This window comes from Dyella caseinilytica (genome assembly GCF_016865235.1).
Lineage (GTDB): Bacteria > Pseudomonadota > Gammaproteobacteria > Xanthomonadales > Rhodanobacteraceae > Dyella_B > Dyella_B caseinilytica.
In genome coordinates this window covers 4,707,968-4,732,639 of record NZ_CP064030.1, presented here as the reverse complement: position 1 = coordinate 4,732,639, position 24,672 = coordinate 4,707,968, and the positions used below count along the sequence as shown (strand labels likewise).

The 24,672-nt window shown below is 61.0% G+C and carries 25 protein-coding genes; 10 read left to right on the top strand and 15 right to left on the bottom strand.

Annotated elements, in window-relative coordinates:
- Positions 1-108: 108 nt before the first annotated feature.
- The gene (locus tag ISN74_RS20710) at positions 109-1,080 is read left to right on the top strand and encodes a helix-turn-helix transcriptional regulator (RefSeq protein ID WP_188796003.1); all 972 of its coding nucleotides are present in this window, start codon (positions 109-111) and stop codon (positions 1,078-1,080) included.
- A 253-nt stretch (positions 1,081-1,333) separates the two neighbouring features.
- Positions 1,334-2,272, top strand: coding sequence for a patatin-like phospholipase family protein (locus ISN74_RS20705; RefSeq protein WP_188799410.1), 939 nt, complete (start codon positions 1,334-1,336; stop codon positions 2,270-2,272).
- Between the two features lie 78 nt (positions 2,273-2,350).
- On the opposite strand, the gene ISN74_RS20700 is transcribed toward ISN74_RS20705, so the two are convergent.
- The 9 genes from ISN74_RS20700 to xth form a co-directional block, all read right to left on the bottom strand.
- Positions 2,351-2,719 (bottom strand): DUF488 domain-containing protein, encoded by a 369-nt coding sequence (locus ISN74_RS20700; protein ID WP_188796001.1) that lies wholly within the window; start codon positions 2,717-2,719, stop codon positions 2,351-2,353.
- A gap of 69 nt (positions 2,720-2,788) precedes the next feature.
- The gene (locus tag ISN74_RS20695) at positions 2,789-3,505 is read right to left on the bottom strand and encodes a glycosyltransferase (RefSeq protein ID WP_188795999.1); all 717 of its coding nucleotides are present in this window, start codon (positions 3,503-3,505) and stop codon (positions 2,789-2,791) included.
- A gap of 113 nt (positions 3,506-3,618) precedes the next feature.
- Complete coding sequence (locus tag ISN74_RS20690) at positions 3,619-4,488, bottom strand: ParB/RepB/Spo0J family partition protein (protein WP_188795996.1); 870 nt, start codon at positions 4,486-4,488, stop codon at positions 3,619-3,621.
- A gap of 270 nt (positions 4,489-4,758) precedes the next feature.
- Positions 4,759-5,610 (bottom strand): ParA family protein, encoded by an 852-nt coding sequence (locus ISN74_RS20685; protein WP_188795994.1) that lies wholly within the window; start codon positions 5,608-5,610, stop codon positions 4,759-4,761.
- A 115-nt stretch (positions 5,611-5,725) separates the two neighbouring features.
- On the bottom strand, positions 5,726-6,358 hold the full coding sequence (rsmG, locus tag ISN74_RS20680) for a 16S rRNA (guanine(527)-N(7))-methyltransferase RsmG (RefSeq protein ID WP_188795992.1): 633 nt from the start codon (positions 6,356-6,358) through the stop codon (positions 5,726-5,728).
- 321 nt (positions 6,359-6,679) lie between these two features.
- A complete protein-coding gene (locus tag ISN74_RS20675) occupies positions 6,680-7,141 on the bottom strand; it encodes an SPFH domain-containing protein (RefSeq protein WP_188795990.1) in 462 nt (153 codons plus the stop codon).
- A gap of 255 nt (positions 7,142-7,396) precedes the next feature.
- A complete protein-coding gene (locus ISN74_RS20670) occupies positions 7,397-8,230 on the bottom strand; it encodes a pirin family protein (RefSeq protein ID WP_188795988.1) in 834 nt (277 codons plus the stop codon).
- A 151-nt stretch (positions 8,231-8,381) separates the two neighbouring features.
- Positions 8,382-9,065: a YecA/YgfB family protein gene (locus tag ISN74_RS20665; protein WP_188795986.1), complete on the bottom strand. Its 684-nt coding sequence runs from the start codon at positions 9,063-9,065 to the stop codon at positions 8,382-8,384.
- Positions 9,065-9,844, bottom strand: a complete 780-nt coding sequence (xth, locus tag ISN74_RS20660; RefSeq protein WP_188795984.1) for an exodeoxyribonuclease III — start codon at positions 9,842-9,844, stop codon at positions 9,065-9,067. Before xth ends, ISN74_RS20665 begins: the two co-directional genes overlap by 1 nt.
- A 92-nt stretch (positions 9,845-9,936) precedes the next feature.
- On the opposite strand from xth, the gene ISN74_RS20655 reads away from it, so the two are divergent.
- From ISN74_RS20655 to ISN74_RS20640, 4 genes are all read left to right on the top strand, one after another.
- Entirely contained in the window at positions 9,937-10,320 is a 384-nt protein-coding gene (locus ISN74_RS20655) for a GntR family transcriptional regulator (RefSeq protein WP_188795982.1), read from the top strand.
- Position 10,321: 1 nt separating this feature from the next.
- Positions 10,322-11,218 (top strand): ABC transporter ATP-binding protein, encoded by an 897-nt coding sequence (locus ISN74_RS20650; RefSeq protein WP_188795980.1) that lies wholly within the window; start codon positions 10,322-10,324, stop codon positions 11,216-11,218.
- Positions 11,137-12,678 carry a hypothetical protein gene (locus ISN74_RS20645; protein ID WP_203546665.1) on the top strand — a complete coding sequence of 514 codons (1,542 nt, stop codon included), beginning with the start codon at positions 11,137-11,139 and terminating at the stop codon, positions 12,676-12,678. Before ISN74_RS20650 ends, ISN74_RS20645 begins: the two co-directional genes overlap by 82 nt.
- Before the next feature lie 87 nt (positions 12,679-12,765).
- Positions 12,766-14,817: a S9 family peptidase gene (locus ISN74_RS20640; RefSeq protein WP_188795976.1), complete on the top strand. Its 2,052-nt coding sequence runs from the start codon at positions 12,766-12,768 to the stop codon at positions 14,815-14,817.
- 73 nt (positions 14,818-14,890) lie between these two features.
- Here the strand turns inward: ISN74_RS20640 and ISN74_RS20635 are convergent, their stop codons facing one another.
- Both ISN74_RS20635 and ISN74_RS20630 read right to left on the bottom strand, forming a co-directional pair.
- Positions 14,891-15,973, bottom strand: coding sequence for a PA0069 family radical SAM protein (locus tag ISN74_RS20635; protein WP_188795973.1), 1,083 nt, complete (start codon positions 15,971-15,973; stop codon positions 14,891-14,893).
- A gap of 47 nt (positions 15,974-16,020) precedes the next feature.
- Positions 16,021-18,207: a hypothetical protein gene (locus ISN74_RS20630; RefSeq protein ID WP_188795971.1), complete on the bottom strand. Its 2,187-nt coding sequence runs from the start codon at positions 18,205-18,207 to the stop codon at positions 16,021-16,023.
- A 136-nt stretch (positions 18,208-18,343) separates the two neighbouring features.
- Between ISN74_RS20630 and ISN74_RS20625 the strand changes: the two genes are divergently transcribed.
- The 4 genes from ISN74_RS20625 (at position 18,344) to ISN74_RS20610 (ending at position 22,113) form a co-directional block, all read left to right on the top strand.
- Positions 18,344-18,562 carry a hypothetical protein gene (locus ISN74_RS20625; RefSeq protein ID WP_188795969.1) on the top strand — a complete coding sequence of 73 codons (219 nt, stop codon included), beginning with the start codon at positions 18,344-18,346 and terminating at the stop codon, positions 18,560-18,562.
- Positions 18,563-18,686: 124 nt separating this feature from the next.
- Entirely contained in the window at positions 18,687-20,627 is a 1,941-nt protein-coding gene (acs, locus tag ISN74_RS20620) for an acetate--CoA ligase (RefSeq protein WP_188795967.1), read from the top strand.
- A 57-nt stretch (positions 20,628-20,684) separates the two neighbouring features.
- Positions 20,685-21,329 (top strand): 4'-phosphopantetheinyl transferase family protein, encoded by a 645-nt coding sequence (locus ISN74_RS20615; protein ID WP_188795965.1) that lies wholly within the window; start codon positions 20,685-20,687, stop codon positions 21,327-21,329.
- 40 nt (positions 21,330-21,369) lie between these two features.
- A complete protein-coding gene (locus ISN74_RS20610; RefSeq protein ID WP_188795956.1) occupies positions 21,370-22,113 on the top strand; it encodes a pyridoxine 5'-phosphate synthase in 744 nt (247 codons plus the stop codon).
- A 118-nt stretch (positions 22,114-22,231) separates the two neighbouring features.
- Here the strand turns inward: ISN74_RS20610 and ISN74_RS20605 are convergent, their stop codons facing one another.
- Genes ISN74_RS20605 through ISN74_RS20590 form a run of 4 tightly spaced genes read right to left on the bottom strand, consistent with a single transcriptional unit; the run spans position 22,232 to position 24,577 of the window.
- Entirely contained in the window at positions 22,232-22,651 is a 420-nt protein-coding gene (locus tag ISN74_RS20605; RefSeq protein ID WP_188795954.1) for an ExbD/TolR family protein, read from the bottom strand.
- 6 nt (positions 22,652-22,657) lie between these two features.
- Positions 22,658-23,083, bottom strand: coding sequence for an ExbD/TolR family protein (locus tag ISN74_RS20600; RefSeq protein WP_188795952.1), 426 nt, complete (start codon positions 23,081-23,083; stop codon positions 22,658-22,660).
- Between the two features lie 10 nt (positions 23,084-23,093).
- Positions 23,094-23,870: a MotA/TolQ/ExbB proton channel family protein gene (locus tag ISN74_RS20595; protein WP_188795950.1), complete on the bottom strand. Its 777-nt coding sequence runs from the start codon at positions 23,868-23,870 to the stop codon at positions 23,094-23,096.
- 47 nt (positions 23,871-23,917) lie between these two features.
- Entirely contained in the window at positions 23,918-24,577 is a 660-nt protein-coding gene (locus ISN74_RS20590; RefSeq protein ID WP_188795948.1) for an energy transducer TonB, read from the bottom strand.
- Between the last annotated feature and the right edge of the window lie 95 nt (positions 24,578-24,672).

Genomic DNA, 24,672 nt, shown 5'->3' with positions numbered 1-24,672 from the left:
CGATGGATAGGGCGGTTGAACCATAGGGACCGGGGAAAGTCCGCACGCACGCTTGCGGGCGTCACGTTGCGTCCTCATGCTACACAAACCCGTCTGCCGAATCTCGACATGGATCGCTACGAGCGCATTCTTACCCTGCACCGTCTGCTGAAGTCGGCCCACTACCCGGTGCCGCTGCCCAGACTGATGGACGAGCTTGAGTGCTCGCGAGCCACGCTGTACCGCGACGTGGCTTTTCTGCGCGACGCCCTTGGGGCGCCGATCGAAAGCGCAGGTGGCGAACACGCCGCCTTCCGCTACGAAGCCACCGAAGGGCAACGCTTCGAACTGCCTGGCCTGTGGCTGACTTCAGACGAACTGGCCGCCCTGCTGGCCCTGAACGAACTGATCGGGCGCAGCGGCCCCGGCGTGCTGGCCGGTGCGCTGGCGCCGTTCAAGGCACGCATCGAGCACCTGCTCTCCGACCGCGCCAGTGGCAAGGCGTTGCCGGTGGAACGCATCCGCGTGATTCCATGGGGCGAGCGCAAGCTGGACCAGCAGGTGTTCCGCATTACAGCGGGCGCCGTGCTCGACCGTAAGCAACTGCGCTTCCTGTATCGCGCGCGCACCACGAACAACGAGAGCAAGCGCACGGTGTCGCCGCAGCGCCTGACGCACTACCGCGACAACTGGTATCTGGACGCCTGGGATCACGATCGCGAAGCCCTGCGGAGTTTTGCGGTGGATCGCATTGCCGATCCGCATACGTTGGAGGGCGCGGCCACCGACGTCGCAGAAAGCGATCTGAACGAGCTGCTGGCCTCGAGCTACGGCATCTTCGCCGGTAAACCCAAAGCGTGGGCGACGATTCGTTTTTCAGCGCATGCCGCCCGCTGGGTGGCCGACGAACACTGGCATTCGCAGCAGAAAGGCACCTGGCTGCCGGATGGCCGCTACGAACTGCAGCTGCCTTATTCCAATTCGCGCGAGCTGTTGATGGACGTGCTCAAGTACGGACCGGATGCTGAAATCGTGGCGCCACTGCCGTTGCGTGAGGAAATGAAGATCATGCTGCAGCTGGCGTTGGGTGGGTATCAGTAAGGCGAGTCGGCGACTTCCCCGCAGAATTTTGTCTGCGCAACTGTCTGAAACGTCGCTTAGTACCTCACCGTCGTCCCGGCGAAGGCCGGGACCCAGTATCTTTCCGCACCAAAGTCGCTGGGTCCCGGCCTTCACCGGGACGACGGTGAGGCAGGACATGCCTTTACCTCTACTATTGCGCACGTAGAGAGTGAAATAGATCGCGGCACCATCGGTAATCCATCTCCGACCATCCCGCGCTACCATGCCGCAGATGGCTGTCACCGATCTCCGCTCTGAAGTTGCCACCGCGCAAACACCGCGCAAGCCCACGGTTGCGCTGGCGCTCGGCGCAGGCGGCGCGAAGGGGTTGGCGCATATCGGCGCGATCGAGGAGCTGCAGGCACAAGGTTTCGAGATCACCGCGATCGCCGGTTGCTCGATGGGTGCGCTGATCGGCGGCGTGTACGCCATGGGCAAGCTCGATGTCTATCGCGACTGGGTCTGCTCGCTCGATAAGTTCGATGTGCTGAAGCTGGTGGACTGGTCGTTTTCCTTTGCCGGTGGCGGCCTGATCAAGGGCGAGAAGATCATCGGCACCATGCTGGAATTGATCGGCGACACCAGCATCGAAGATTTGCCGATCGCCTTCACCGCCGTCGCCACCGATATCGAGCGCGAACGCGAAGTGTGGCTGACGCGTGGTTCACTGTTCGACGCGATCCGGGCCTCGATCGCGATACCCACGCTGTTCCGTCCGCACGTCATCGATGGACGATTGCTGGTCGACGGCGCGTTGCTCAATCCTGTGCCGGTGACGCCGCTCATTCGCGATCCAGCGGATTATCTGATTGCCGTGAGCATCGACGGACCCACCGATACCAACCTGCCGGTCGTGATTTCAGCGGGTGACACGCCCAGCAAGCGTGGTATTGGCCGGCTGCTCAGCCGGTTGTTGCCGGGCGGCGATGGAAAATCGATGGACCCCCGAACGCAAGAGCACGGCGCACTGGATTTGCTTGGGCAATCGATCGATCTGATGCAAGCCAATCTCTCGCGTCTGCGTCTGGCCGCATACCAGCCGGACCTGCTGGTGCAGTTGGCGCGCAATGTGTCGAGCGCATACGAGTTCTATCGTGCGCGTGAATTGGTCGAGCTCGGACGCGGGAAGATGCGCGAGGCGTTGAGCAGTTGGAATCCCAGCGGGCGCTGAATCGCACGTCGGTCGGGACGCTCTGACGCTTACCCGAACCTATTTGGCTATGGGCTCGCCGTGACCCGGAACAACGCTCTAGCGCAGACCATTCGCCTTGAGCCAAGTGTCCAGGTACATCTTCAGCGCAACGGCCTGGTTGTGTTCCTCGTCCTTCGCACCGAACAACAAGGTGACGCGATGCCGTTCGGCCTGAGTCACCAGCGGCTGCCAAAGTGATTTGTGTTTATCCAGCTCGCTGGCGTAACGATGGCGGAAACCTTCCCAGTGAGCAGGATCGTGTCCAAACCACTTGCGCAGCAAAGTGCTCGGCGCCAGATCGCGCGCCCAGATATCGAGCGCTGCATCTTCTTTCTTCAGGCCACGCGGCCATACGCGGTCGACCAGTACCCGATAACCATCCGACTTGGCGGCAGGTTCGTAGACGCGCTTGACGGCAATACTCACGGACGGCCTCCCGTACGGAACTACGAACGTCAAGCATACGCCTCAGTCATTCAACTGGCGTGATGATGTTCAGAGTTCCTCGACGCGCGTGACCTTGGCCCGGCGCATCAGCCACGCCACGCCGCGCAGGTCAGCCACGCCGACCCACAGGCGATCGAGCATGCCGTACTTGGAGGTGCCGGCGGTACGCGGGCGATGTCCCACCGGCACGCTCTGACTGCGGAATCCCGCACGCTTGACCAGCGCAGGCAGATAGCGGTGCATGTGGTCGAAGTACGGCAGACGCAGGAACACTTCGCGCTCGAACAGCTTGAGGCCGCAACCGGTGTCGGGCGTGTTATCGCGCAGCATGCGAGATCGCACGGCGTTGGCGATCTTGGAGGAAATACGCTTGTTGAAGCTGTCGCGACGTGTGGTGCGCCAGCCGGCGAACAACTTGACGTCAGGATCCGCCGCATCGCGCGCGGCAAGCAACTTGGGAATATCGGCCGGATCGTTCTGGCCGTCACCATCCAGCGTGGCGATCCAAGGCGCACGCGCGGCACGCACGCCGTTCGACACGGCGGTACTCTGGCCGCTGCGGCTCACATGGTGCAGCACGCGCAATTCCGGATAGCTGACTTTCTGCGCATTCAACACGGCGCGGCTGTCGTCGCTGGAATCGTCATCCACGTAGACGATCTCGAAATCCAGCTTGCCGCGCAGGGCCGTGGCGATTTCAGCGAGTAGCGGCGGAATGTTGTCGCGTTCGTTGAAGACGGGCACGACGACGGAGAGTTGCGGCATGGGGCTGGGCCTTGAGTCTTGCGTATGCAGTTGGAACGAAACGGAAAAGGTTAGTTGCGATTAAAGACAAAATGACGAAAGGGCTTTTTGCTCGTCATGGGTGGACAAGCGCGTTAACGCATCTTGCCCAGAATCCCTTCCAGTTCGTCATTGCTGTGGTAGTGGATCACCACCTTGCCGCGGCCGCCGCGGCCATGAGCCACTTCGACTTTGGTGGCAAAACGCTCAGCCAGTTCGCGTTCCAGTGCATCGACGTTCGGATCGCGCGCCGGCGCGCTCTTGGCCTTGCCCTTGGGCGCTGTCTGCGCCTTGCGGGCAGCGTCTTCCAGCTCGCGCACGCTCCAGTTATGGCGCGCCGCTTCCAGCGCCAGCGATTCGGCCTGGTATTCGGGCAAGGTGAGCAGGCAACGGGCGTGGCCCATTTCCAGCTTGCCATCGTCCAGCAGGCGTTTGATCGACGCCGGCAAATCGATCAGGCGCAGCATGTTGGAGACGGCAGCGCGCGAACGGCCCACCGCATCGGCGGCTTGCTGATGGGTGAGGTCGAAATCGTCAATCAGGCGCTTGATGGCGTCGGCTTCTTCCAGCGGCGTGAGGTCCTGGCGCTGGATGTTTTCGATCAGGGCCATCGCCGGCACGGCCACTTCGGGCACGTCCTTCACCAGCGCGGGAATCTCGCTCATCTGAGCGCGCTGCGCGGCACGCCAACGGCGTTCACCGGCGATCAGCTCGTAGCTGTTCTTGCCGATCGCGCGCACCACCACCGGCTGGATCAGGCCCTGGGCCTTGATCGAGGCGGCCAGCTCGTCCAGCGCTTCGTCGTTCCAGTGGCGGCGCGGCTGGTATTTGCCGGGCTGGATGTACTGGATCGGCAGCGAGCGCAGCTCGCCTTCCTGTTCGACCACTGACGGAGTGCCGGTATCGCCACCGCCAAGCAGGGCGTCAAGTCCACGTCCCAAACCACGTTTCTTAGCTGCTGACATGCCTAGAGCCTATGTATGGTCTTGGCGTAGCCCGCGTTGTCACGGTGCGTCCGCCAAGTGGTAGTGCGCGGCGCAGCGCTTGCCTGGCTGGCAAACCAAGCTGCGCGCTGCCGCATGGTGGACGCACCGTGGCAACCCGAAGGGCCGGGTCTGTTTGCCCGCCGGACTGCGTCCTCTCTCAGTTGTGTATCGACATACACGCCTTCGTTCCTCCTTGCCCGTCAGGCAAACAGATCCCGGCGTGGGCCACGCCAAGACCATACATAGGCTCTATTCCTGATCAAGATGTGCCGAGGCTTCCAACGATTCCTCGGGCGCGTCACCATGCATGGCGTGCAGCGCTGCCACGGCGGCCGTCGAGCCGCGTTCGCGGCGGATGATCTCGCCGGCGAGTCCGATATAGGCAATCGCGCCGCGCGAGCTGCGGTCGTAGAGATGGATCGGCTGACCGTGGCTGGGCGCTTCGGCCAAACGCACGTTGCGCGGAATGATAGAGCGCAGCACCTTGTCGCCGAAATGCTGGGTGAGCTGCGCTGACACTTCATTGCCGAGGTTGTTGCGCACGTCGTACATGGTGCGCAGCAGGCCTTCGATTTCCAGTTGCGGATTAAGGTGCTGACGCACGGCTTTGACCGTGTCGAGCAGACTGGAAAGACCTTCCAGCGCAAAGTATTCGCACTGCACGGGAATCAGCAAACCATCCGCAGCGGTAAGCGCGTTGACGGTGAGCAAATGCAGCGTAGGCGGGCAATCGACCAGGATGGTGTCGTACTTGTGCGCCACTTTCGCCAGCTGCTCTTTGAGCCGGTTTTCGCGCGCCAGCGCGTCCATCAATTTCAATTCGGCGGCGGTGAGATCACCGTTGCCCGGAAGCAGATCGTAGTGCGCTTCGGTCGTGACGATGGCTTGCTCGATCGGCGCTTCACCCAGCAGGACTTCGCAGCCGCTGGGATGAATTTCGCGCTTGTCCACGCCCGATGCCATGGTCGCATTGCCCTGCGGATCCAGATCGACCAGCAGCACTTTGCGCTTCGCCGCAGCGAGCGCTGCAGCGAGATTGACAGCCGTTGTAGTTTTGCCGACGCCACCCTTCTGGTTGGCGACAGCGATGATACGGGCCATGTCTCGTCCGGTACCGTGCGTGTTAGAGAGGGGGGCTAGATTACCAGTTTGTGGACTCAAACCTCGAAAACCTGCCGTGCTGAGGGCTTTCCGGTCTGCAGGACCGTGATGGCGCTTAGCTTCGCTGAAGCACGACCAGATGACGCTCCGCGGCCCCCAGCCCAGGTACATCGAGAGCGTGAATGCCGTTGACCGTGAAACCATCCGGCACACCGGAAAGCTCGTCGTCCGGCGACTTGCCTTTCATCGCCAGCCAGATGCCCTGAGGGGCCAGCAGATGGCCGCCCCAGCCCAGCATGTCGGCCAGACTGGCAAACGCGCGCGCTGTCACGCAGTCGTACTGGCCATCCACCTCTTCCACCCTCGATTGCACGGCGCGTACGCCTTCCAGCTTGAGCGAGCGGATCGCCTCGCGCAGGAAGCGCACCTTTTTGCCATTGGAATCGACCAACAGTATCTGCCGGCCTGGCGCGGCGATGGCCAACGGAATGCCAGGCAAACCGGGACCGGTGCCGAGATCGGCCAGCGAGTTGCCTTGCACGAAGGGCAGGATGGCCAGCGAATCCAGCAGATGGCGGCTCACCATCTCTGCCGGATCGCGAATGGCGGTGAGGTTATAGGTCCCGTTCCAGCGCGTGAGCAAGGCCTGGTAATCGAGCAGTCGCGGCACGGCATCGGCCGGCAACTGCAGGCCGAGCGCATCGATACCCTGTTCGAGTTGGGCTTGCAGGGTGTTGCGGTCGGTCATCGGAGGTCCATTGTTGGGTGCCTTTCCGGGCAACAGGTTCATCCAGGGAGAACGCTCATTTTCGGCGGATCTCCAGTCTCCGTCAGCGTCATTCCGGGGTAGGCCGGAATCCATTTCCAATCGGAAGCCGCAGGATACAAAGTTGCCTAGGCGGTTCGCGCCGAGCGCTGAAAATGGATTCCGGCCTTCGCCGGAATGACGCCGAGGCTAAGGTGCGCTTTTCAATGCCCTTAAAAAGAAGACCCGCCGGAGCGGGTCGATACTTTTCAGGTTCCCCTGTGCCGGTGCTTCTTCAGGCGACCTGGCCAGATAGGTTGTTGCTCAGGCGGCTTCCAGTTCCACGCGGGTCACCATGACGCCGCGATCGCGCAGACGCTGGTTAAGGCGGGACTTGAGGCGAGCAGCCACTTCGCGGCGCTCGTCATCCTGATTGGAGGCGGCATCGGTGCGCAGGGCATCGATCACACCGGTGCGAATGAGTTGATCGGCCTGATCGATCACGGCATCCACACGCTCAGGCTCCAGCACCTGCCAGTAGACCGTACCGTGCAGCGGCTCGGCTTCGGCCAACGACGCATCGAAACGCAGCGTGCGGCCGCCCAGATCGATGCGGTGCCCTACACGATCCACCAGCGGCAGCACGACATGGGTGCCGGGTTGCAGCAGACGAATGGGCTTGCCGTGGCGATAGACGCTATGCACCTGACCGGCCGGCACACGCTTGATCGCAACCGCCGCGAGGGCGAGAAGGGCGATGATCAGGCTGAGTGTCAGGACGGTCATAATCAGTTAATACAATTATTTAGCTGCGGTTTCTGAAATTTTCACGAAGCAGGATTGTACAGGCACATGAGTGCGCTTGGATTAATCTTTATTTAACGGCGAAACACCCTGCTTCGCAACCCCCTGTCTGTTAAACACTTTTAACAGCTTCGGTCGACAGAAATGGTGCATCGTTCGTGCCATGTCCCCTGAACGAATATCGCCCCACCGATATCTCTATCGGCAGGGCGATGGATGGGCTAAAGCTGAGGGCTGTCAGAACTTGCCGGCGCGGAAATCGGCGATCGCTTCGTGGATCTGTTCCGGCGTATTCATTACGAACGGGCCGTAGCGCGCGACGGGTTCGTTGAGCGGCTGACCGGCCACCAAAAGCACGCGGGCCGGGCTTTCGCGGCCTGCAATGCGTACGCTGCTGCCCTTGGACAGCGCCGCCAGCTCACTGCGGGAAAGCTTCTCACCCGCCACCTGGGCATCGGTTCCATCGAACACGTAGGCAAAAGCGTGGTGGCCTTCCGGCAGCGGGATTTCGATGCTGGCGCCGGGTTCCACCGCGATGTCCAGGTAGACCGGCGCAGTGACAATCCCTGACACCGGACCGGTAGCGTCACCCAGACTGCCGGCAATGACCTTCACCGTCACCCCATCGGCCGGGTGAACCACAGGGATCCGGTCCGGGCCAATGTCCTGATAGCGCGGCGCGGTCATCTTGTCCTTGGACGGCAGGTTTACCCACAGCTGGAAGCCCCACATCAGGCCGTTTTCCTGTTGTGGCATTTCCGAATGCAGGATGCCGCGCCCGGCGGTCATCCATTGCACGCTGCCGGGCGTCAGATCGCCGCGGTTGCCGTGGTTGTCACCGTGCTGCATGTGGCCGGCCAGCATGTAGGTAACGGTCTCGAAGCCGCGATGCGGATGCTCCGGAAAACCGGCGATGTAATCACCCGCCTGGTCGGAACGGAATTCGTCCAGCAACAGGAAGGGATCAAGCATATCCAGGCCGGGCTGGCCGATGATGCGCTTGAGTTTCACCCCCGCACCGTCGGAGGTGTCAGTGCCGCGGATGCGGCGGCGGATGCTGCGCTCTGTCATGGCTTGGCTCCTGAGAGAAGGATCTGGAGCACATGATGGTTGTGTTGTGGTCTGTACCCAAGATGCGTGAGGTGAACGGATTGTTTCTCGATCACGATGACGCGCAATTGAGCGAAAGCGAATGGGGAGCGCGCGAAAAACGCGCCTCCCATCAATGCACCCAATGCCCGCTGCGATGACGCGGCGGCGGGGTCTGTTCCTGTTTCGACTGGTTGGTGTGATTGAGTGCGTCGAGTTCTGCTTCCGTCGCAGGGTTTCCGGACCAGTAATGGTTGACGGCGGCGAGTACGGCCGGAAGCTGCGCCAGGCAGTCGTCATACTCCTCGTCATTGAGCTTTTCGAATTCGGTTTCGGCGCTGAGGATGCCTTCGTCCACCGCCAGGGCCATCACCGGGCCGAGCACTTCCATCAGGGACGGATCGTCGGCGAGGCGTTTTTCCCACAGACCCGCGCGCAGGTCGATGCCGCGGCTGAAGCCTTCGCACCAGCCGGCAGCGGAAAGCGCCGGGCCGCTTTCGGTTTCCACCTCACCGAGGATGGGCTCGTAGGCGTCAACATCCAGCTCGGCGCTGATCGAATCGTTGAGCTTGGCCAGGAGCGCCAACACGCGGTTGCCTTCATCTTCGTCGGCAAAGGGCTCGTGCAGTACTTCGGGCAGCCATTCTTCGGGCAATACCCGTATGGGGCCGACAGCGATCGCGCTGAGCAAGCCGTGCACGCCGTCGAGCAGCAGGTGGCCATCCTGCGCGTGGGCGCGCAGATAGTTATCGAGTTCGTCGAGTTCGCTGTCATCCAGCGAACTGGGCCAATCTGCCTTGTTGGTGGTCGTCGTCATCAGATATCCAGGTCCACTGTGACCGGGGTGTGGTCGGAAGGCCGTTCCCAGCGCCGCGGTTCGCGATCGATGGCGGCGGCCTTGGCCGACGATTTCAGGGCATCGCCGAGCAGGATCAAGTCGATGCGCAAACCCATGTTGCGCCGGAAAGCACCCTGTCGGTAGTCCCACCAACTGTAGTGCCCACCTTCCTGTTCAAAAAGCCGGAAGCTGTCGTGCAGGCCCAGATCCGTGATGGCTTTCAAGGCCGCGCGCTCGGGCGGGGAACAGAGCACATCCTCGCCCCAGGCCACCGGGTCGTACAGGTCACGATCATCCGGAGCGATGTTGAAGTCGCCCAGCACCACCAGTTTGGGATGCCGCTGGATCTCCTGCGCCAGGAAGGCGTGAACGCGCTCCAGCCAGTGCAGCTTGTAGGCGTATTTCTCGTCGCCCACCGCCTTGCCGTTAACGACGTACAAATCCACCACACGCACGCCGCCGACCGTGGCGGCAAGGATGCGCCGCTGCGGGTCGTCCAGCCCGGGGATGTCGGTGATGACGTCCTCAAACACGAGGCCCATGTCGTTGCGCGCCAGGATGGCCACGCCGTTGTAGGTTTTCTGGCCAGCATAGATAGCCTGGTAACCCGCGGCAGCCAGCTCATCCACCGGAAATTTCGCGTCTTCCAGCTTGGTTTCCTGCAACGCCACCACGTCTGGCCGCGCGTCCGAGAGCCATTGGGTGAGGTGCGGGATGCGCACGTTAAGCGAGTTGACGTTCCATGAAGCAATTCTCATGGGCCAATTGTAAGGGATGCAGATGACGGCGACCGGACTGTGCCACCGGTCATGCTTGACTGCGCCCCATGTGTATTGTTGTATTAATACACATGGATGCCTCGTTACTGACCATACAACCCAACGCACCTGAACCGATCTATCGCCAGATCGTCGAGCAGTTGCGCCGCCTCATCGCCAGCGGCCAGCTGACCGCGGGCGAGCTGCTGCCTTCGGTCCGCGATGTGGCCGGTTTCCATGCCGTTAATCCGATGACCGTATCGCGCGCCTACGGCATCGCCGAAGCCGAGGGCCTGCTTGAACGCCTGCGCGGCAAAGGCATGGCCGTAGCCGCCACGCGCAAGGCAGTGCAAAGCGAAAGCCAGCGCATGGCGCTGCTGGAAGCACAACTGCAGGAACTGGCGCGTCACGCCAATGAACTGGAACTGCCCGCCGAGCCCGTATTGCGCCGGCTGGCCAAATTGCTGGGGGACTGACATGAACGCTGTTCGACAGGACGTTGTTAAGGCACCGGTTTTGCCACTGATCACCCAGGGCCTAGTGCACTGCTATGAGGGCCGCAACGTGCTTACCGGTGTGGATCTTGCGTTGACATCGGGCAGCGTGCTCGGTTTGATCGGACGCAATGGTGCCGGCAAATCCACACTGATTCGCGCCATGCTGGGATTGCTTGAACCGTTGTCGGGTTCATCATTCGTCTTTGGCGAGTCCGCGCTGAAGCTCAGCGACGACGCGAAGTCACGTATCGCGTACGTGCCGCAACAACCCGAAGCGCTGGGATGGCTGACGGCTGAGCAGATGCTGGACTTCGTCGGCCGTTTTTATCCGCACTGGGACGCAGGATTCGCAAAGAAGATGCTGCAACGCTGGGATATCCAGCCCAACCGCCTGCTGGCCAAGTTGTCACCGGGCGAGCGCCAGCGCGTAGATTTGATTCGCGCACTCGCCTCGCAGCCCGAATTGCTGGTGTTGGATGAACCTGCAGCCGCGCTCGATCCCGTTGCACGCCGCGAATTGCTACGCGAACTCGCGCTACGTGCCGGCGAATCGGGCACGACGGTACTGTTTTCCACTCACATCGTTTCCGATCTGGAGCGCGTTGCCTCGGAAGTGGCGTTTCTACACGAAGGCAAAGTGCTGCTGCATTGTGGCGTGGACGACACGAAAGAACGCTACGGGCGCTTATGGCTGCCAGCGAAAATGACGGCGGCCGCGCCAGCGCAAAGCTTGAGCCGGCGCCGCCATGACGATGGCAGCCTGAGCCTGGTTGTCGCGCGCGATGAACAAGGGCATTGGCCGGAGGCGTCCACGCTGCTTGGCGCACGCATCGATGTGCTCGGCCTGGAAGATCTGTTCGTGGAGATTGCCGAATGAATATGGCAACGGTGCTGAAGATGCCTCTGCGTGCAACTTCCGCTGGCTCGCGTTGTGCCATGGTGGTTGTCATGGTGCTGTTATTGGCGCTGGCAACCGCTTTGCAACGTTATCAGCCAGGGGCTCCCCCTGTTTGGGTTCCATCGCTTTTTTCAGCGTTCGGCCAGTATCTGATTGGCATCGGCTTTCTAGCGCCTTGTTTGCTGCTGGCGATCGATGCAAAGCAATTGCGCTTGCCCAAAGTTCAATACGCGATCGTTCTTGGGATGCTGTTTTATTCGGTGCTGTTGATCGCCATCCCTTCCATGATCTTGTGTATCGCAGGCGGTCCGCCTTCGATAGTGGTCGCATTTCAGGTGCTATGTCTGGTCATAGGCGTTGCCGGCGGTGTTTTACCAAGGGCTTTCATCATCACCACCATGCTGATGCCTTCCCTTTTCATCTCCGTGCTGCCCCGTTTTCACCACCCTGTATCGCTGGTTGTCACTCACCTGTGGGTGGCCGCGGCGGTGCTTGTAGTCGCCATCGCCGTTGCATGGTGGTATCAGCTGCGCAGAGCCAATCCCTATCGGTTGAACTTTGGTACCCCTCTGGTGGTGCGGACTCAACGCATGGCCCGATATGGCGGAGCTGGCTGGAGGATTTGGGATCGGAGTGCTGAAAATGACGAGCGTGGCACCTCCCAGCCTGCATGGAAGCGAGCCGTCGCCGATGTGCGTGGCAGCGGGCCCCAGTATCCGCGGCACAGCCTGCGCATTTTGTTGGGCGGGTGGCTGGTGCCAAAGACCCGGCATCACGCGCTTTGGCTATGCATGCTTGTGACGCTGCCGATAACGGTGTTCTTTGTTCTTTTGTACCTGTTGTTTCCGGAGCAGTTGCTGGATCTATGGCGCGCATTTCCGTTTTATGGCATCGCTTGGCTGTTCAGCTTAACTAGCCTGTTTCTCGGTCTTTTCGCCGCCACCCTGATGCAACAGCGCTGGCTAAAGGCCAATGCCGAACTTTCCATCCTGGCGCTTCTGCCTGGACTGGGTCGTGGCCCGACGCTGATCAAAAATCTGCTGCAGGCGAGTCTGTTGCCTACGCTGTGTTTGCAGTTGCTTCTTGCGGTGGTGTTGTGCATTGCCGCTGTTCTACGTCATCCGAACATCAGCGATGGGTTGTCGGCGATACTTGAGCAAATCACAGCGCTCGCATTCGCTCCGGCCTTTGCGCTCGCCACACTTGGAGGCCGCGCTTTGCCTGGTTGGGTAACCGGCCCGGCGGCCGGTACGACCTTTGTCCTGCTGGGCATCGGCACCGGGGTCAGTGCCGGGGTCGATGCTTCCCAAGTTGTTGATTACTCCATCGCCGCATTCGTGCTCGCTGGCCGGCTGATGGTGCTGGCGTTCCTCTGCTGGCTGGGCCATCGAGGCTGGCGCGGCTTAGTGCGCCGTCCGCATCCCTTCCTGCCTGCTTAGAGGGTGCCGCGGGTGCCATCCTGCACATGAGCAGCGCTTGCCGGGCCTGCTAGCGTGAGTGCCTTCCTGTGTTCGCGGATCGTCGCCATGTTCAAACCAACCCGCCTCTTTCTGCCCTTGTTAGCCGCCCTGCTCGCTCCTGCCGCCATGGCCGATACGCACAGCGGCGCGACCGATCCGCGTATCGAGTCCCTGCTTACCCAGCTGGGCAAGGTCCGCAACATCAGTGAAGTCGCCGTGTCTCCGGATGGCCAACAGCTGGCTTGGGTGGTGGACACGAATGGCAAAACCGGCATTGTGCTGGCCGATGCCCATGGTCAGCACGCGCACAATGTCGGTCTGGCAGCCAAGCCGGGCGTATGCAGCGAATACGGAATGGCCTGGGCGCCCGATTCACAGCATCTGGCTTTTCTTTCCACCTGCGCTGGCGCCACCGGCACGATGGGCAGCAAGCAGCCCGATATCTATGTGCTCGACACGCAATCGCAGAGCAAGCCGACGCGTCTGTCGAACCTTCATGGTTATGTGGATGCGCTGAGCTGGGCACCGGACGGCAAGTCGTTGGGCTTCTTGTATGTCGAAGGCGCCACTCGCCGCGCCAGCGCATTGGCCGCAGCCAAACCCGCCTTAGGCGAAATTGGAGTCGAAGGCATCGAAGTGCAACGCATCGCTACCCTGCCTGCACAAGGTGGTGCGCTGCAGTTGCTGACCCCAGCGGACACTTATGTGTACGAGTTCAGCTGGGCACCGGACAGCCAGCGCGTGGCTTACGTCGCCGCACCGCCGCCGGGCGACAATAACTGGTGGGTCGGGCAACTTTACGTGCAAGCTGCCACGTCGGGTGCAACGCGCACAGCGCTGGTTGATCCTCATACGGTCAGCGGCTCCTTGCATGGCTTGCAGATCGCATTGCCGCGCTGGTCGCCGGATGGATCGCGCATCGCTTTCATCGGTGGCCTGATGAGCGACCAGGGCGCTACCGGCGGCGACCTCTACAGTGTTTCGGCGCACGGCGGCGCACCGGTCGACCTCACACCCGGTATTCATGTGACGCCGGCCTGGTTCAGCTGGAGCTCACCGCAATCCATGCTGGTGAGTCAGGTGAACAACGGGCACGCGCAAGTCGCGGAATACACCGTCCAGGCAGATCAGGCACAGCAGCAACGCGTACTGTTCACTGCGCCGGGTTATATCGGCGATGGAACGGCGGAGCTTTCGCTTTCTTTGTCGGCTGATCATCACTACATCGCCTTCGCGCAATCGTCGTTCGACGTGGCACCTGAAGTCTATGCCGGTGCTGTCGGTGATCAGGCACCGTCTGCCGTGACGTCCATCAACGCCGGGCTGAAGCCGAGCTGGGGCAAGGCGCAATCGGTGGAATGGGATAACGAAGGTTTCCATGTCCAGGGTTGGCTGCTCTATCCGGCCAATTACGATCCGACCAAGCGCTATCCGATGATCGTCAATATTCACGGCGGTCCATCGTCAGCGGTGATGCCGCATTGGCCGTCCGTGGGCTACGGTGCTGCGCCGTTCTCCGCGCTCGGCTATTTCGTATTCATGACCAATCCGCGCGGCAGCTTCGGTGAAGGCGAGACGTTCGTACAGGCCAACCGCAAAGATTTCGGCTACGGCGACCTGCGCGATACGTTGACCGGCGTGGATGCAGTGGAGAAGTTGGTGCCGGTGGACGATCACCGCCTGGGCCTGACCGGCTGGAGCTATGGCGGTTTCATGAGCATGTTCGTACCGACACAGACCCAGCGCTTCCGCGCCGTGGTGGCGGGTGCCGGCATCGCGAACTGGCAGAGCTATTACGGACAGAACCTGATCGATCAATGGATGATTCCGTTCTTCGGCGCTTCGGTGTACGACGATCCCGCGGTTTATGCGAAGAGCTCGGCGATCAACTTCATCAAGAAGGTGAAAACGCCGACGTTGATCGTGGTCGGTGAGCGCGATGCGGAATGTCCGGCACCGCAGTCGTTCGAGTACTGGCATGCGCTGCGCGCACTTGGCGTGCCGACTTCGCTGGTGGTGTATCCAAATGAAGGACACCACTTCTACAACCCAGTCAATCAACGCGATGTGCTGCAACGCGCGTTGAATTGGTTTGAGAAGTATCTGCCGCCGCAGTAATCAGGTCTTTCGATCTGAAACTCCCTCTCCTGCCAAGCAGGGGAGGGAGTCGTAAGCGCAAGAATCGCAAGATTTAGAACAACTCGCCTTGGGGCGATGGTTTTCGCGGTGGAATAAAACGCGACGTATCCAATTGCAACGTTCGCGCACGACCAAAGTTGTGACGTCGACAGGCAATCTCAAAACGCCGCCGCAACAATTCCGCGAACACACCCTGGCCACGCATCCGCGTAGCGAAGTTGCTGTCGTAATCGCGTCCGCTGTTCATTTGCTGGACCAGGCTCATCACATGCGCTGCACGCTGCGGCGCATGCAATTCAAGCCACTCCCGAAATAGCGCCTTCAATTCGTAGGGCAAGCGCAACACGGTGTACCCCGCGCAGGATGCGCCAGCCTCAGCGGCTTGCTCCATCACCGCTTCCATATCGCGGTCATTCAAAGCGGGAATGATCGGCGCAACCAGCACACCCACCGGCACGCCGGCTTCGGCCAATGTCTTGATCGCCTTGATACGCCGATGGGGTGCACTCGCACGCGGTTCAAGCTTTGCGGCGAGATGGTTATCCAGTGAATTGACCGATATCAGCACCTGCACCAGGTGTTGGCGCGCCATCGGAACCAGGATGTCCAGATCACGTTCGACCATCGCGTTCTTGGTAACGATGGTGCAAGGGTGATGGCATTCGGCCAGCACTTCCAATGCTGCGCGGGTCAGGCGCCAACGTTTTTCGATCGGCTGATAGGGATCGGTATTGCTGCCAATGTTGATCGGATTGGCGCGATAACCTGGTTTTGCCAAGTCTGCCCGCAGCACTTCGGCGAGATTGCTCTTCGCGCGCAATTTGGTTTCGAAATCGAGACCGGGCGATAGATTGAGATAACTATGGCTCGGCCGAGCGAAGCAGTAGATGCACCCATGCTCACATCCGCGATACGGATTCATCGCTTGCGTGAAATGGATATCCGGCGAATCGTTGTGAGTAATGACGCTGCGTGCGCGTTCTTCCGTTACTTCCGTGCTGGGCCGCAGTTGCTCTTCATCGAGCATGGCATGCTGCCAGCCATCGTCCTCCGTGTGATGGCGGATGGTTTCGAAGCGCCCTTCCGGATTGGAAGCCGCACCACGTCCCTTGAATGCGTGAGGAAGATCAGCCATGCCATCATGATGCGCGCAGGCGATCTCAATCGGCGCGACACTCGCGCTTACATCGCATCACGCAACTGTTGTCCAAGCCACGTCGCCATGGTGGCCAGCGGATAATTCTGTTCGAGCTGGCGATGCATCTCGTCGAAGACCGGCGGCGAGATGGTCCATCCCAGTGGCAGCGGATAATTGCCGGGACAAAGGCGCATATGCCACAGGATGTCGCCGTTGCCTGGATCAGCTGGCTGAATAGCCAGCGAAGACAGCAATTCGGCGCGAGCGTATTCACCGCGCGCATCGCGCGTATCGAGCAGCGCAACGATCGGCGCCGTCGCCTCACCGTAGCTCGCCTGCTCGGTGGGACTTGGCACGCGCGGACAGGCGGCGGAATAAAGCGGCAACGGCTGAGTGGGATCGTGCGCATCGACAAAGTCGTGCAAGCTCGGATCGTTGCTGATGTGCAGCACGATGATCTGCAACGGTTGTTGCTGCTTCGCTGCAATGATGCGCAAGCGCTGGATGATTTCGCGCAAAGTGGTGGTGCCGGAGTTTTCAAAATAGCCGCCATCAACCAGCTGGAATCCGGCCGGCGTCGGCAGCGGTTGGCCGGGCGCAGCGGCAGTTTGCAGGGTGCCTGCAGGACTCAGATAGGTGAAGCGCGCGCTATTGAGTACCACTTCGCTGAGCGGCACGCGCGGATCGAGCCAGCGTGAGCCGTCGTACGCCGTGGTCCAGGGGCTTTTCGTGAAGGGACGGAACGGATCCTGCACAAAACGCCATCCCTGTCCGACCGTAGTGCTGTTGAGGAATAGCGCGGGACTGGTGGTTGCTACGCTGCCATCGGTGTGTTGATAAAGGGCGGAAAACGGTCGCGCAAAAACATCTATGTTCTGTTCCTGCGCGGCTTGTTCCAATGCCCGGGTCAACGCACGTCCGCGGTCGTCGAACAAGGCACCTGGCAACCAGCGCTGGGTGAAATCGACAAACCACGCATTGGCCATCACAGGCGCCAGAAAGTCGTGGTTTAGCATATGCTCGGTGCGCTTCTGCGCGAGTTCGCCTGTCGCGGGTGTCACTTGCAGTGCCGCGACATAGGCAGCGAGGCCAAGGCTGCCGCCCGATACGCCGCTACCTGCGAACAAGTAGCGCTCGAACATGGGCTCGCCGCCATTGGGAGGCAATGCCTGATCGACCAATGCGGTGAAACGGCTCAACACCATCGCGGTCCACGCAGCGCTACGCAGACCGCCGCCTTCGCTCGACACCATGATCACCGGGCACGCGCGTTGCGGCATGCAGCGGCTTTGCAGCCATGCACGCGCATAGCTTTCAAAGGTCGGTCGGTTATCTGCCGGTGGCGGCGCCGGGCGCTGATGTGTGCTCATCAACGGATACTGGCGAACGCGATGGTTGTCATTCAGATGCATCGCGTGCAGGCTGGTTGCCATCAATGCCAGCAGACTGAGCAGGGGCACACCGCGGCGATCCGCGAGCATGCACAGGAATCCTCCGCTCATACAGAAGAAGCTGCCGGCGATCAGCAGCACCGCCAGCGATCCCATACCGTCGAACTGGCGCGGCTGTATCACCACCAGCACCATCAGCAGGACGTTCAAGATCAGGGTGGCGAGGAAGATGCTTAGCGGCAGCATGCCCAGCGCGGCCATCGTGGCGACGCGCTTTTCCGGTATGGGATGCCCGGCTCGCCATTGCAGAAGCCAGCGGCGCCCGATGAAGATCATGAACATGACAGCCGCTTCGGCCAGCAACCCTGTCACACGCAAATCGCGCCGATGGCATTGTTCGGGCGTGTTGCAGGTGGGATGCGGTGTCTCTCGCAGCGCCATCAGGTAACCGAACAGCACGAGCAAAGGTACGAGGGTGCCCAGGATCAGGGGAATCCATCGGCGCAGGGATTCGGCCCGGATGTCCTGCAGGGACGGCCAGCGTGGGTAGATCAGGCGGTAGGCATAGTGGGCGGTGTACCAAACGGCCGCGCCCGCGATGGCGCTGGTGGTCAGCAGCGAGATGTATCTGGCACTGCTGGGATCGGCCCACATGGCAATCAGGAACAGCTCGTTGGCCTGGTCAACGTTGCTCACCACGATCGTCGCAAAGGCAAGGACTAGCAACGAGACGCGGATCGGCTTGCAATGATCCAGCCCGATGGCGAACCAGTCGAAGAAATCCAGAAGCGTGAACCGCAAGCGCGCTGCTTTCGCGGCGGACGGATCCTGGTCTGCCATCGTTCCACTTCCCCGCATGGCTTGATTGGTCACTCATCTTAGGGCAAGCGCGCGCTGGGCTGGCGATGGCGTCGCATTTCTGCGGCGGGGCCCGCCTTATCATGGATACATAGCGCCCGGAATGAGGAGGACTGTCATGCGCTGGTTATTGCTTGCTGCAACGCTGTTGTCATGGTTTTTGTGCAGCACACGGCATAGCCCCGGCGCGATGGCATGGTGGCTGGTGCTGGGTCTTGCAGGCGCCATCGCGACAACCTTGGCGTTTGTGCAAGCACGCATCGAGGCTAACGCGCGGCCGGAGCCTTCCATCGAGCTGATGCGCAAACCGCAACGCCAACGACCTCCACAAGGGTGAATGCTGCACTGCAGCTTTGGCGGTTTAGCCGCCTGAACGCTACACTCGGACGATTGATGCCGCAGCCTGTCATGCGGTGTTCCATCGAGTGCGCTCCCGGTTGAGCGGCGAGCAGGAGGCAACTATGTCCAAGGTCTATCCGGTCGATCCCGCATTCGCCGCCAAGGCGCGTCTACGTAAGGCTGACTATGAGCGGCTGTATGCCGAGTCGGTCGAGGATCCTGAAGGTTTCTGGGGCCGCATCGGCGAACGCTTGGAATGGTCGAAAGCGCCGACGCGCATTCGCGACGTTTCTTTTGATCCGCACAACTTGCACATCCGCTGGTACGACGATGGCCTGCTGAATGTCTCGGCCAACTGTCTGGATCGCCATCTGGCCACGCGCGGGGACAAGACGGCGATCATCTTCGAAGGCGATGATCCGAACGAATCGCGCCGCATCAGTTACCGCGAGTTGCACGCCGAAGTGTGCAAGTTCGCCAACACGCTCAAGCACCTGGGTGTCAGCAAGGGCGATCGCGTGGCAATCTATATGCCGATGGTTCCCGAGGCTGCCGTGGCCATGCTGGCTTGCGCACGCATCGGCGCCATTCATTCGGTGGTGTTTGGCGGGTTTTCGCCGGACTCGCTCGCCGGCCGCATCGCCGATTCCACGGCCAAGGTGGTGGTGACCGCCGATGAAGGCGTCCGCGGTGGCAAGAAGATCCCGCTCAAGGCAAATGTGGATGCGGCGCTGGAACGGCCGGGTACGAACAGTGTCGAGACAGTCATCGTGGTGCGGCGCACTGGATCGGCGGTGCCGATGCAGTCGCCTCGCGACCGCTATTACCACGTGCTGATGGAAGGGCAATCCGCCGATTGTCCGGCCGAACCGGTGGAAGCGGAGCATCCGCTTTTCATCCTGTATACCTCTGGCTCCACCGGCAAGCCAAAGGGCGTGTTGCACACCTCTGGCGGCTATCTGGTGTATGCCAGTTTCACGCACGAATTGGTCTTCGATTTGCGCGAGGACGATGTGTATTGGTGCACCGCCGACGTCGGCTGGGTGACCGGCCACAGTTATGTCGTCTACGGTCCGCTGGCCAACGGCGCGACGACGGTGATGTTCGACGGTGTGCCGAACTATCCGGACTTCAGCCGTTTCTGGCAAGTGGTGGACAAGCACAAGGTCAGCCTGTTCTACACCGCACCGACAGCCATCCGCGCGCTGATGCGCGAAGGTGAGGGGCCGGTGAAGAAATGCTCGCGTGCCAGCCTGCGCCTGCTCGGTTCGGTCGGCGAGCCCATTAATCCGGAAGCCTGGGAGTGGTATCACCGTGTGATCGGTGACGAGCGTTGCCCCATCGTCGACACTTGGTGGCAGACCGAAACCGGCGGCATCCTGATCACGCCACTGGCCGGCGCTATCGACACCAAGCCAGGCTCGGCGACTTTGCCGTTCTTTGGCGTCAAGCCCGCTGTAGTCGATGCAGGCGGATCAGTGCTGGAAGGCGCCTGTGAAGGCAATTTGCTGATCACTGATTCCTGGCCCGGCCAGATGCGCACGGTGTACGGCGACCATGAGCGCTTCATCGATACCTATTTCAAGGCGTATCCGGGCAATTATTTCACCGGCGACGGCGTGCGTCGCGATGAAGACGGTTATTACTGGATCACCGGCCGCGTCGATGACGTGATCAACGTGTCAGGTCACCGCATTGGTACGGCGGAAGTGGAAAGCGCACTGGTCTCTCACCCCAAGGTGGCCGAGGCAGCGGTGGTCGGTTGTCCGCACGAGATCAAGGGCCAGGGCATCTATGCGTACGTGACGTTGGTGGCCGGCGAGCAGGGCAGCGATGAGTTGCGCAAGGAATTGGTCGCCTGGGTTCGCAAGGAGATCGGCCCCATCGCCACGCCGGACTATCTGCAGTGGGCGCCTAGCCTGCCGAAGACGCGCTCGGGCAAGATCATGCGCCGCATCCTGCGCAAGATCGGTGAGAACCAGCCCGATCAGCTCGGTGATATTTCCACGCTGGCCGACCCGAGCGTGGTGAAGAGTCTGGTCGACGAGCGCCTGATTCGATAACTCCGTCTGTCCGGATCGCCGCTTGTATCATGCGGCGGCGATCCGGCAGCATGAGGCATGCGCACCACACTCGGTCAGGATGTCGCCGGCATTGCTTCCGGCCTCGATAACCGTGCTATCCATGTCTGGTTACTCGACTATCAGAGGTCGCTGCGACGCGAGCCACTGTGCGCCTTGCTCGGCGTCTATCTCGGCGTACCGGCTGCAGACGTTGTGCTGAGGGAGGGCGAGTACGGGCGCCCCGAATTGATTCAGCCCTGGCGCGACGCACTGCAATTCAACTGGTCTCATAGCGGAGATAAGGCCATCATTGCCGTGGCACGCGACGTGATTCCCGGCATCGACATCGAGCGCACGCGGCCACGCCCCAAGGTGATGGAACTGGCGGAGCGTTTTTTCCATCCGGCAGAAGCAGCGGCGCTGAACGTTCTGGATCACGACCAGCGTGAAGAGGACTTCCTACGGCTTTGGACCAGCAAGGAGGCGGTGCTCAAGGCGCTGGGCCGAGGCTTGGCGTTCGGTCTGGATCGCCTCCATGTGGCGCTGAAGCACGAAGGTGCAGCACTGCGTTGGCTCGATGGCGAGGATGCCTCGTCGTGGCAACTGCATGCGCTGGCTGTCGGTGGCGATTACCGTGCGAGCCTGGCCTGGCGGGGTCCGCCTCGGGCGATCGACATCTGGACACTTGCCGACGACAGCTGAAGGGCGCACTGTGTTCGGCCCGACATATGCTTTTCGATCCATGACTCTGCTTAGCGTCAACCTCAACAAGATCGCGGTCTTGCGCAATTCGCGCGGCGGCAACGAACCCGATATCTCGCGAGCTGCGGCGACCTGTATTGAAGCGGGCTGTGGTGGTATCACGGTGCATCCACGGCCGGACCAGCGCCACATTCGTCCCGACGACGTTCGCACCCTGGCGGCGTTGCTGCGTGGGCGTGTCGAATACAACATCGAAGGCAATCCATTCGCGGCACCGCGAGGGGACTATCCGGGCCTGATTGCTTTGGCTCGTGAAGTCCGTCCGACGCAGGTGACGTTAGTGCCTGACAGTGACGGACAGATCACATCCGATCATGGGTTCGATCTGGCCAACGATACAGAAAAGCTGCGTCCGCTGGTTGCTGAATTACGGGAATTGGGTTGTCGCGTCAGCTTGTTTGTGGATCCAGGTGCCCAAGGTTTCGAGCACGCCGTTGCCATGGGCGCCCAGCGTATCGAGATCTACACGGGCCCCTATGCCGAAGCCTTTGAGGATGGCAATGCTGGCGAGCAGCTGGCTCTTTGCGTGGAGACCGCGAGGCGCGCGCAACAGGCCGGTTTGGCGGTGAACGCCGGACACGATCTGAGCCAAGCCAATCTTGGTACCTTGCGCGTGGCCATTCCCGGTCTTGCGGAAGTCTCGATCGGCCACGCATTGATCGGCGAAGCCTTGTACGAAGGCATGGCCAATACCGTGCGCCATTATCTGCAGATCTTGCGTTAAACATTTGGCCGTCCATACGGCTGTTCCCGCAAACAAAAACCCCCGCTTTCGCGGGGGTTTTTGCGGGTAACGCCTGACAACGATTGAACTGCTCCGATTCAACCGCTGTGATGACTACTTACTGCCCACTACTGTCGGTGAAGCCGATCTTGTTCAGACCATAGCCCTTCGCGTCAGCAAGCACGCGAGCTACGACCTGGTAAGGCACCGTATCTGCAGCATCGATCTGCACTTCCGGCTGGTCCGCTTCACTCTTGGTTGCGATAACCGCAATCTGCGTCTTCAACTGCGACTCGTCCACCGGAGTATCGTTCCAATAGAACGCACCTGACGGATCGATCTTCAAGTGAATCGGCTCGGGCGGATTGCTCGGCGGGATCACGTTCGGATTCGGCTGCGGCAAGTCGATCTTGATCTTATGGGTCATGATCGGTGCCGTGATCATGAAGATGATCAGCAGCACCAACATCACGTCAACCAGCGGCGTGACGTTGATTTCCGACATCGGGCCTTTGCCACTTCCACTACTAAATGCCATGGCCCGTCACTCCTTACCGGTCGTCATGAAGCCGACGTGCACCATGCCCGAATCCTTGGCTTCGCCGAGGATCTTGCGGACGACCTTGAACTCGGTGTCCTTGGCTGCACGAATCTGCACTTCAGGCTGCGGCGACATCTGCGCAGCCACCGCGAACTTCTGCTTCAACTCAACGTCGGAAATCGCGACCTGGCTGTCGTTGAAATACATGCTGCCATCAGCCTTGACGGCCAAATCGATCGGTTCGGTCTTCGGGGCTTCATCCTGGGTCTTAGGATTCGCCTTCGGCAGATCTACCGTGATCCGGTGCGACATCAGCGGTGCTGTGATCATGAAGATGATCAGCAGCACCAGCATCACGTCAACCAGCGGCGTGACGTTGATTTCCGACATCGGCGAGCCGGAATCGTTTCCTCCGGTACTCATCGCCATGGGTCAATCCTCACTTCTGAGTCGAAGAGACGCCTTCGACGCGTGCGCCGGTGGCGAAGAAATCGTGCAGGTCATGCGCGAATTCGTCGAAACGGGCGTAGGTCAGGCGGTTCGAGCGGGTGAAGAAGTTGAAGGCGAGCACGGCCGGGATAGCGGTGAACAGACCGAAAGCGGTCATGATCAGAGCTTCACCCACCGGACCTGCCACAGCTTCCATCGAAGCATTGCCGGTAGCGGCGATGCGGATCAGGGCGCCGTAGATGCCCCAAACCGTACCGAGCAGACCGACGAACGGAGCGGACGAACCGACCGTGGCGAGCAAGGTCATGCCGCCTTCCATACGCAGGCTCTCGCGAGCAACAGCCTGGCGCAGGGCGCGGTCGACGAATTCCGAGCGGCTCAGCGACTCGGCAAGCTTGCCACCGCTGGCCGAAGCCTGCTGGTGGTGAGCCACTGCAGAAGCGGCATCCAGAGCGATCTTCGAGAAGGGTTCGCCCTTGGGCTGGGCTTCCAGCTCGCGGATGGCATCTTGCGTGGAGTTGTTCGACCAGAAGCCGTTGATCACGGTCTCTGCGCGACTACGAACCATCGAGTTGCGGATGGCGTTGGCAATGATGAAGTACCAGGAGGAGAACGACATCACGACCAGGACGACGAACACCGTCCAGCCCAGGAAGTCGAAGTGGTGAATGAGGTCACCGAAGCCCATCTGTTGCATAGCTTGGGCGTTGGCGTTGCCACCCAGAGCCGGAGCGGCGGCATCGGAAGCAGGAGTCTGTTGGAACATAAACGCTACCCTTGGAAGTCAGGCGTGAACTGTAACTGTAATAGGTATTACAGCTGATTGAGATTGAAATTGACGGGTACGCGCACGTATCCCTCAACCTTTTTACCGTTTTTGATTTCTGGATTGAAACGCCATTTCTGGGCCGCTTCAATCGCCGCACGGTCGAGCTCGCGGAAGCCGCTGGACTGGTCGACCTTGATGTCCTTAGGCGTTCCATCTTCAGCCACCAGGATCAACAACGTCACCGTGCCTTCATGCCGTTGGCGAATAGCCTGCGGCGGATACTTCGGCTGGAGTCGGCTGTTGTACGTGATGTCCTGACCGGCCTGGATATCCGCAGGCGGCGCCGGCGGTGCCGGTGGCGCTGGCGGTGGCGACGGTTGCGGATTGGTCGACGCTTCTTCCACAGCCGGCGGCGGTGCCGGCGGAGGCGGAGTCGGCGGCGGAACCACCTGCTTGATGATCTTCGGCGGCGGCTGCTTCGGCGGCTCCGGCGGCGGGGGCGGCGGCGGAGGCGGCGGGGGCGGCGGCTCGATGAAGTTCACCTGCACGATCTTTTCTTTCTGAACTTCTGCCGATTTCGGGGGGGCCATCGGCGCGATCAGTATCAGGAAAGCAAACGCATGCAGCGCGATGGCTACCGCCAGCGCCCATGTGCGCCCCCAACTGAACGGCTTGACGCCGGTATCTTCGTTACTTGAGGCCATCTGTCGCTTTCAATCAGGAGCTAGTCAATCGGAATGACGTGGTCGCAGCGTCTATCGGCAAAGCCGTTCCCAAGAGGGTGACATTTGCCACTGGA

Bases quoted from the DNA above. Each gene is read 5' to 3' on its own strand.
- ISN74_RS20710 (WP_188796003.1), top strand. From the start codon at position 109: ATGGATCGCTACGAGCGCATTCTTACCCTGCACCGTCTGCTGAAGTCG.
- ISN74_RS20705 (WP_188799410.1), top strand. From the start codon at position 1,334: ATGGCTGTCACCGATCTCCGCTCTGAAGTTGCCACCGCGCAAACACCG.
- ISN74_RS20695 (WP_188795999.1), bottom strand. From the start codon at position 3,505: ATGCCGCAACTCTCCGTCGTCGTGCCCGTCTTCAACGAACGCGACAAC.
- ISN74_RS20690 (WP_188795996.1), bottom strand. From the start codon at position 4,488: ATGTCAGCAGCTAAGAAACGTGGTTTGGGACGTGGACTTGACGCCCTG.
- ISN74_RS20685 (WP_188795994.1), bottom strand. From the start codon at position 5,610: ATGGCCCGTATCATCGCTGTCGCCAACCAGAAGGGTGGCGTCGGCAAA.
- rsmG (WP_188795992.1), bottom strand. From the start codon at position 6,358: ATGACCGACCGCAACACCCTGCAAGCCCAACTCGAACAGGGTATCGAT.
- ISN74_RS20675 (WP_188795990.1), bottom strand. From the start codon at position 7,141: ATGACCGTCCTGACACTCAGCCTGATCATCGCCCTTCTCGCCCTCGCG.
- ISN74_RS20670 (WP_188795988.1), bottom strand. From the start codon at position 8,230: ATGACAGAGCGCAGCATCCGCCGCCGCATCCGCGGCACTGACACCTCC.
- ISN74_RS20665 (WP_188795986.1), bottom strand. From the start codon at position 9,065: ATGACGACGACCACCAACAAGGCAGATTGGCCCAGTTCGCTGGATGAC.
- xth (WP_188795984.1), bottom strand. From the start codon at position 9,844: ATGAGAATTGCTTCATGGAACGTCAACTCGCTTAACGTGCGCATCCCG.
- ISN74_RS20655 (WP_188795982.1), top strand. From the start codon at position 9,937: ATGGATGCCTCGTTACTGACCATACAACCCAACGCACCTGAACCGATC.
- ISN74_RS20650 (WP_188795980.1), top strand. From the start codon at position 10,322: ATGAACGCTGTTCGACAGGACGTTGTTAAGGCACCGGTTTTGCCACTG.
- ISN74_RS20640 (WP_188795976.1), top strand. From the start codon at position 12,766: ATGTTCAAACCAACCCGCCTCTTTCTGCCCTTGTTAGCCGCCCTGCTC.
- ISN74_RS20635 (WP_188795973.1), bottom strand. From the start codon at position 15,973: ATGGCTGATCTTCCTCACGCATTCAAGGGACGTGGTGCGGCTTCCAAT.
- ISN74_RS20630 (WP_188795971.1), bottom strand. From the start codon at position 18,207: ATGGCAGACCAGGATCCGTCCGCCGCGAAAGCAGCGCGCTTGCGGTTC.
- ISN74_RS20625 (WP_188795969.1), top strand. From the start codon at position 18,344: ATGCGCTGGTTATTGCTTGCTGCAACGCTGTTGTCATGGTTTTTGTGC.
- acs (WP_188795967.1), top strand. From the start codon at position 18,687: ATGTCCAAGGTCTATCCGGTCGATCCCGCATTCGCCGCCAAGGCGCGT.
- ISN74_RS20615 (WP_188795965.1), top strand. From the start codon at position 20,685: ATGCGCACCACACTCGGTCAGGATGTCGCCGGCATTGCTTCCGGCCTC.
- ISN74_RS20610 (WP_188795956.1), top strand. From the start codon at position 21,370: ATGACTCTGCTTAGCGTCAACCTCAACAAGATCGCGGTCTTGCGCAAT.
- ISN74_RS20605 (WP_188795954.1), bottom strand. From the start codon at position 22,651: ATGGCATTTAGTAGTGGAAGTGGCAAAGGCCCGATGTCGGAAATCAAC.
- ISN74_RS20600 (WP_188795952.1), bottom strand. From the start codon at position 23,083: ATGGCGATGAGTACCGGAGGAAACGATTCCGGCTCGCCGATGTCGGAA.
- ISN74_RS20595 (WP_188795950.1), bottom strand. From the start codon at position 23,870: ATGTTCCAACAGACTCCTGCTTCCGATGCCGCCGCTCCGGCTCTGGGT.
- ISN74_RS20590 (WP_188795948.1), bottom strand. From the start codon at position 24,577: ATGGCCTCAAGTAACGAAGATACCGGCGTCAAGCCGTTCAGTTGGGGG.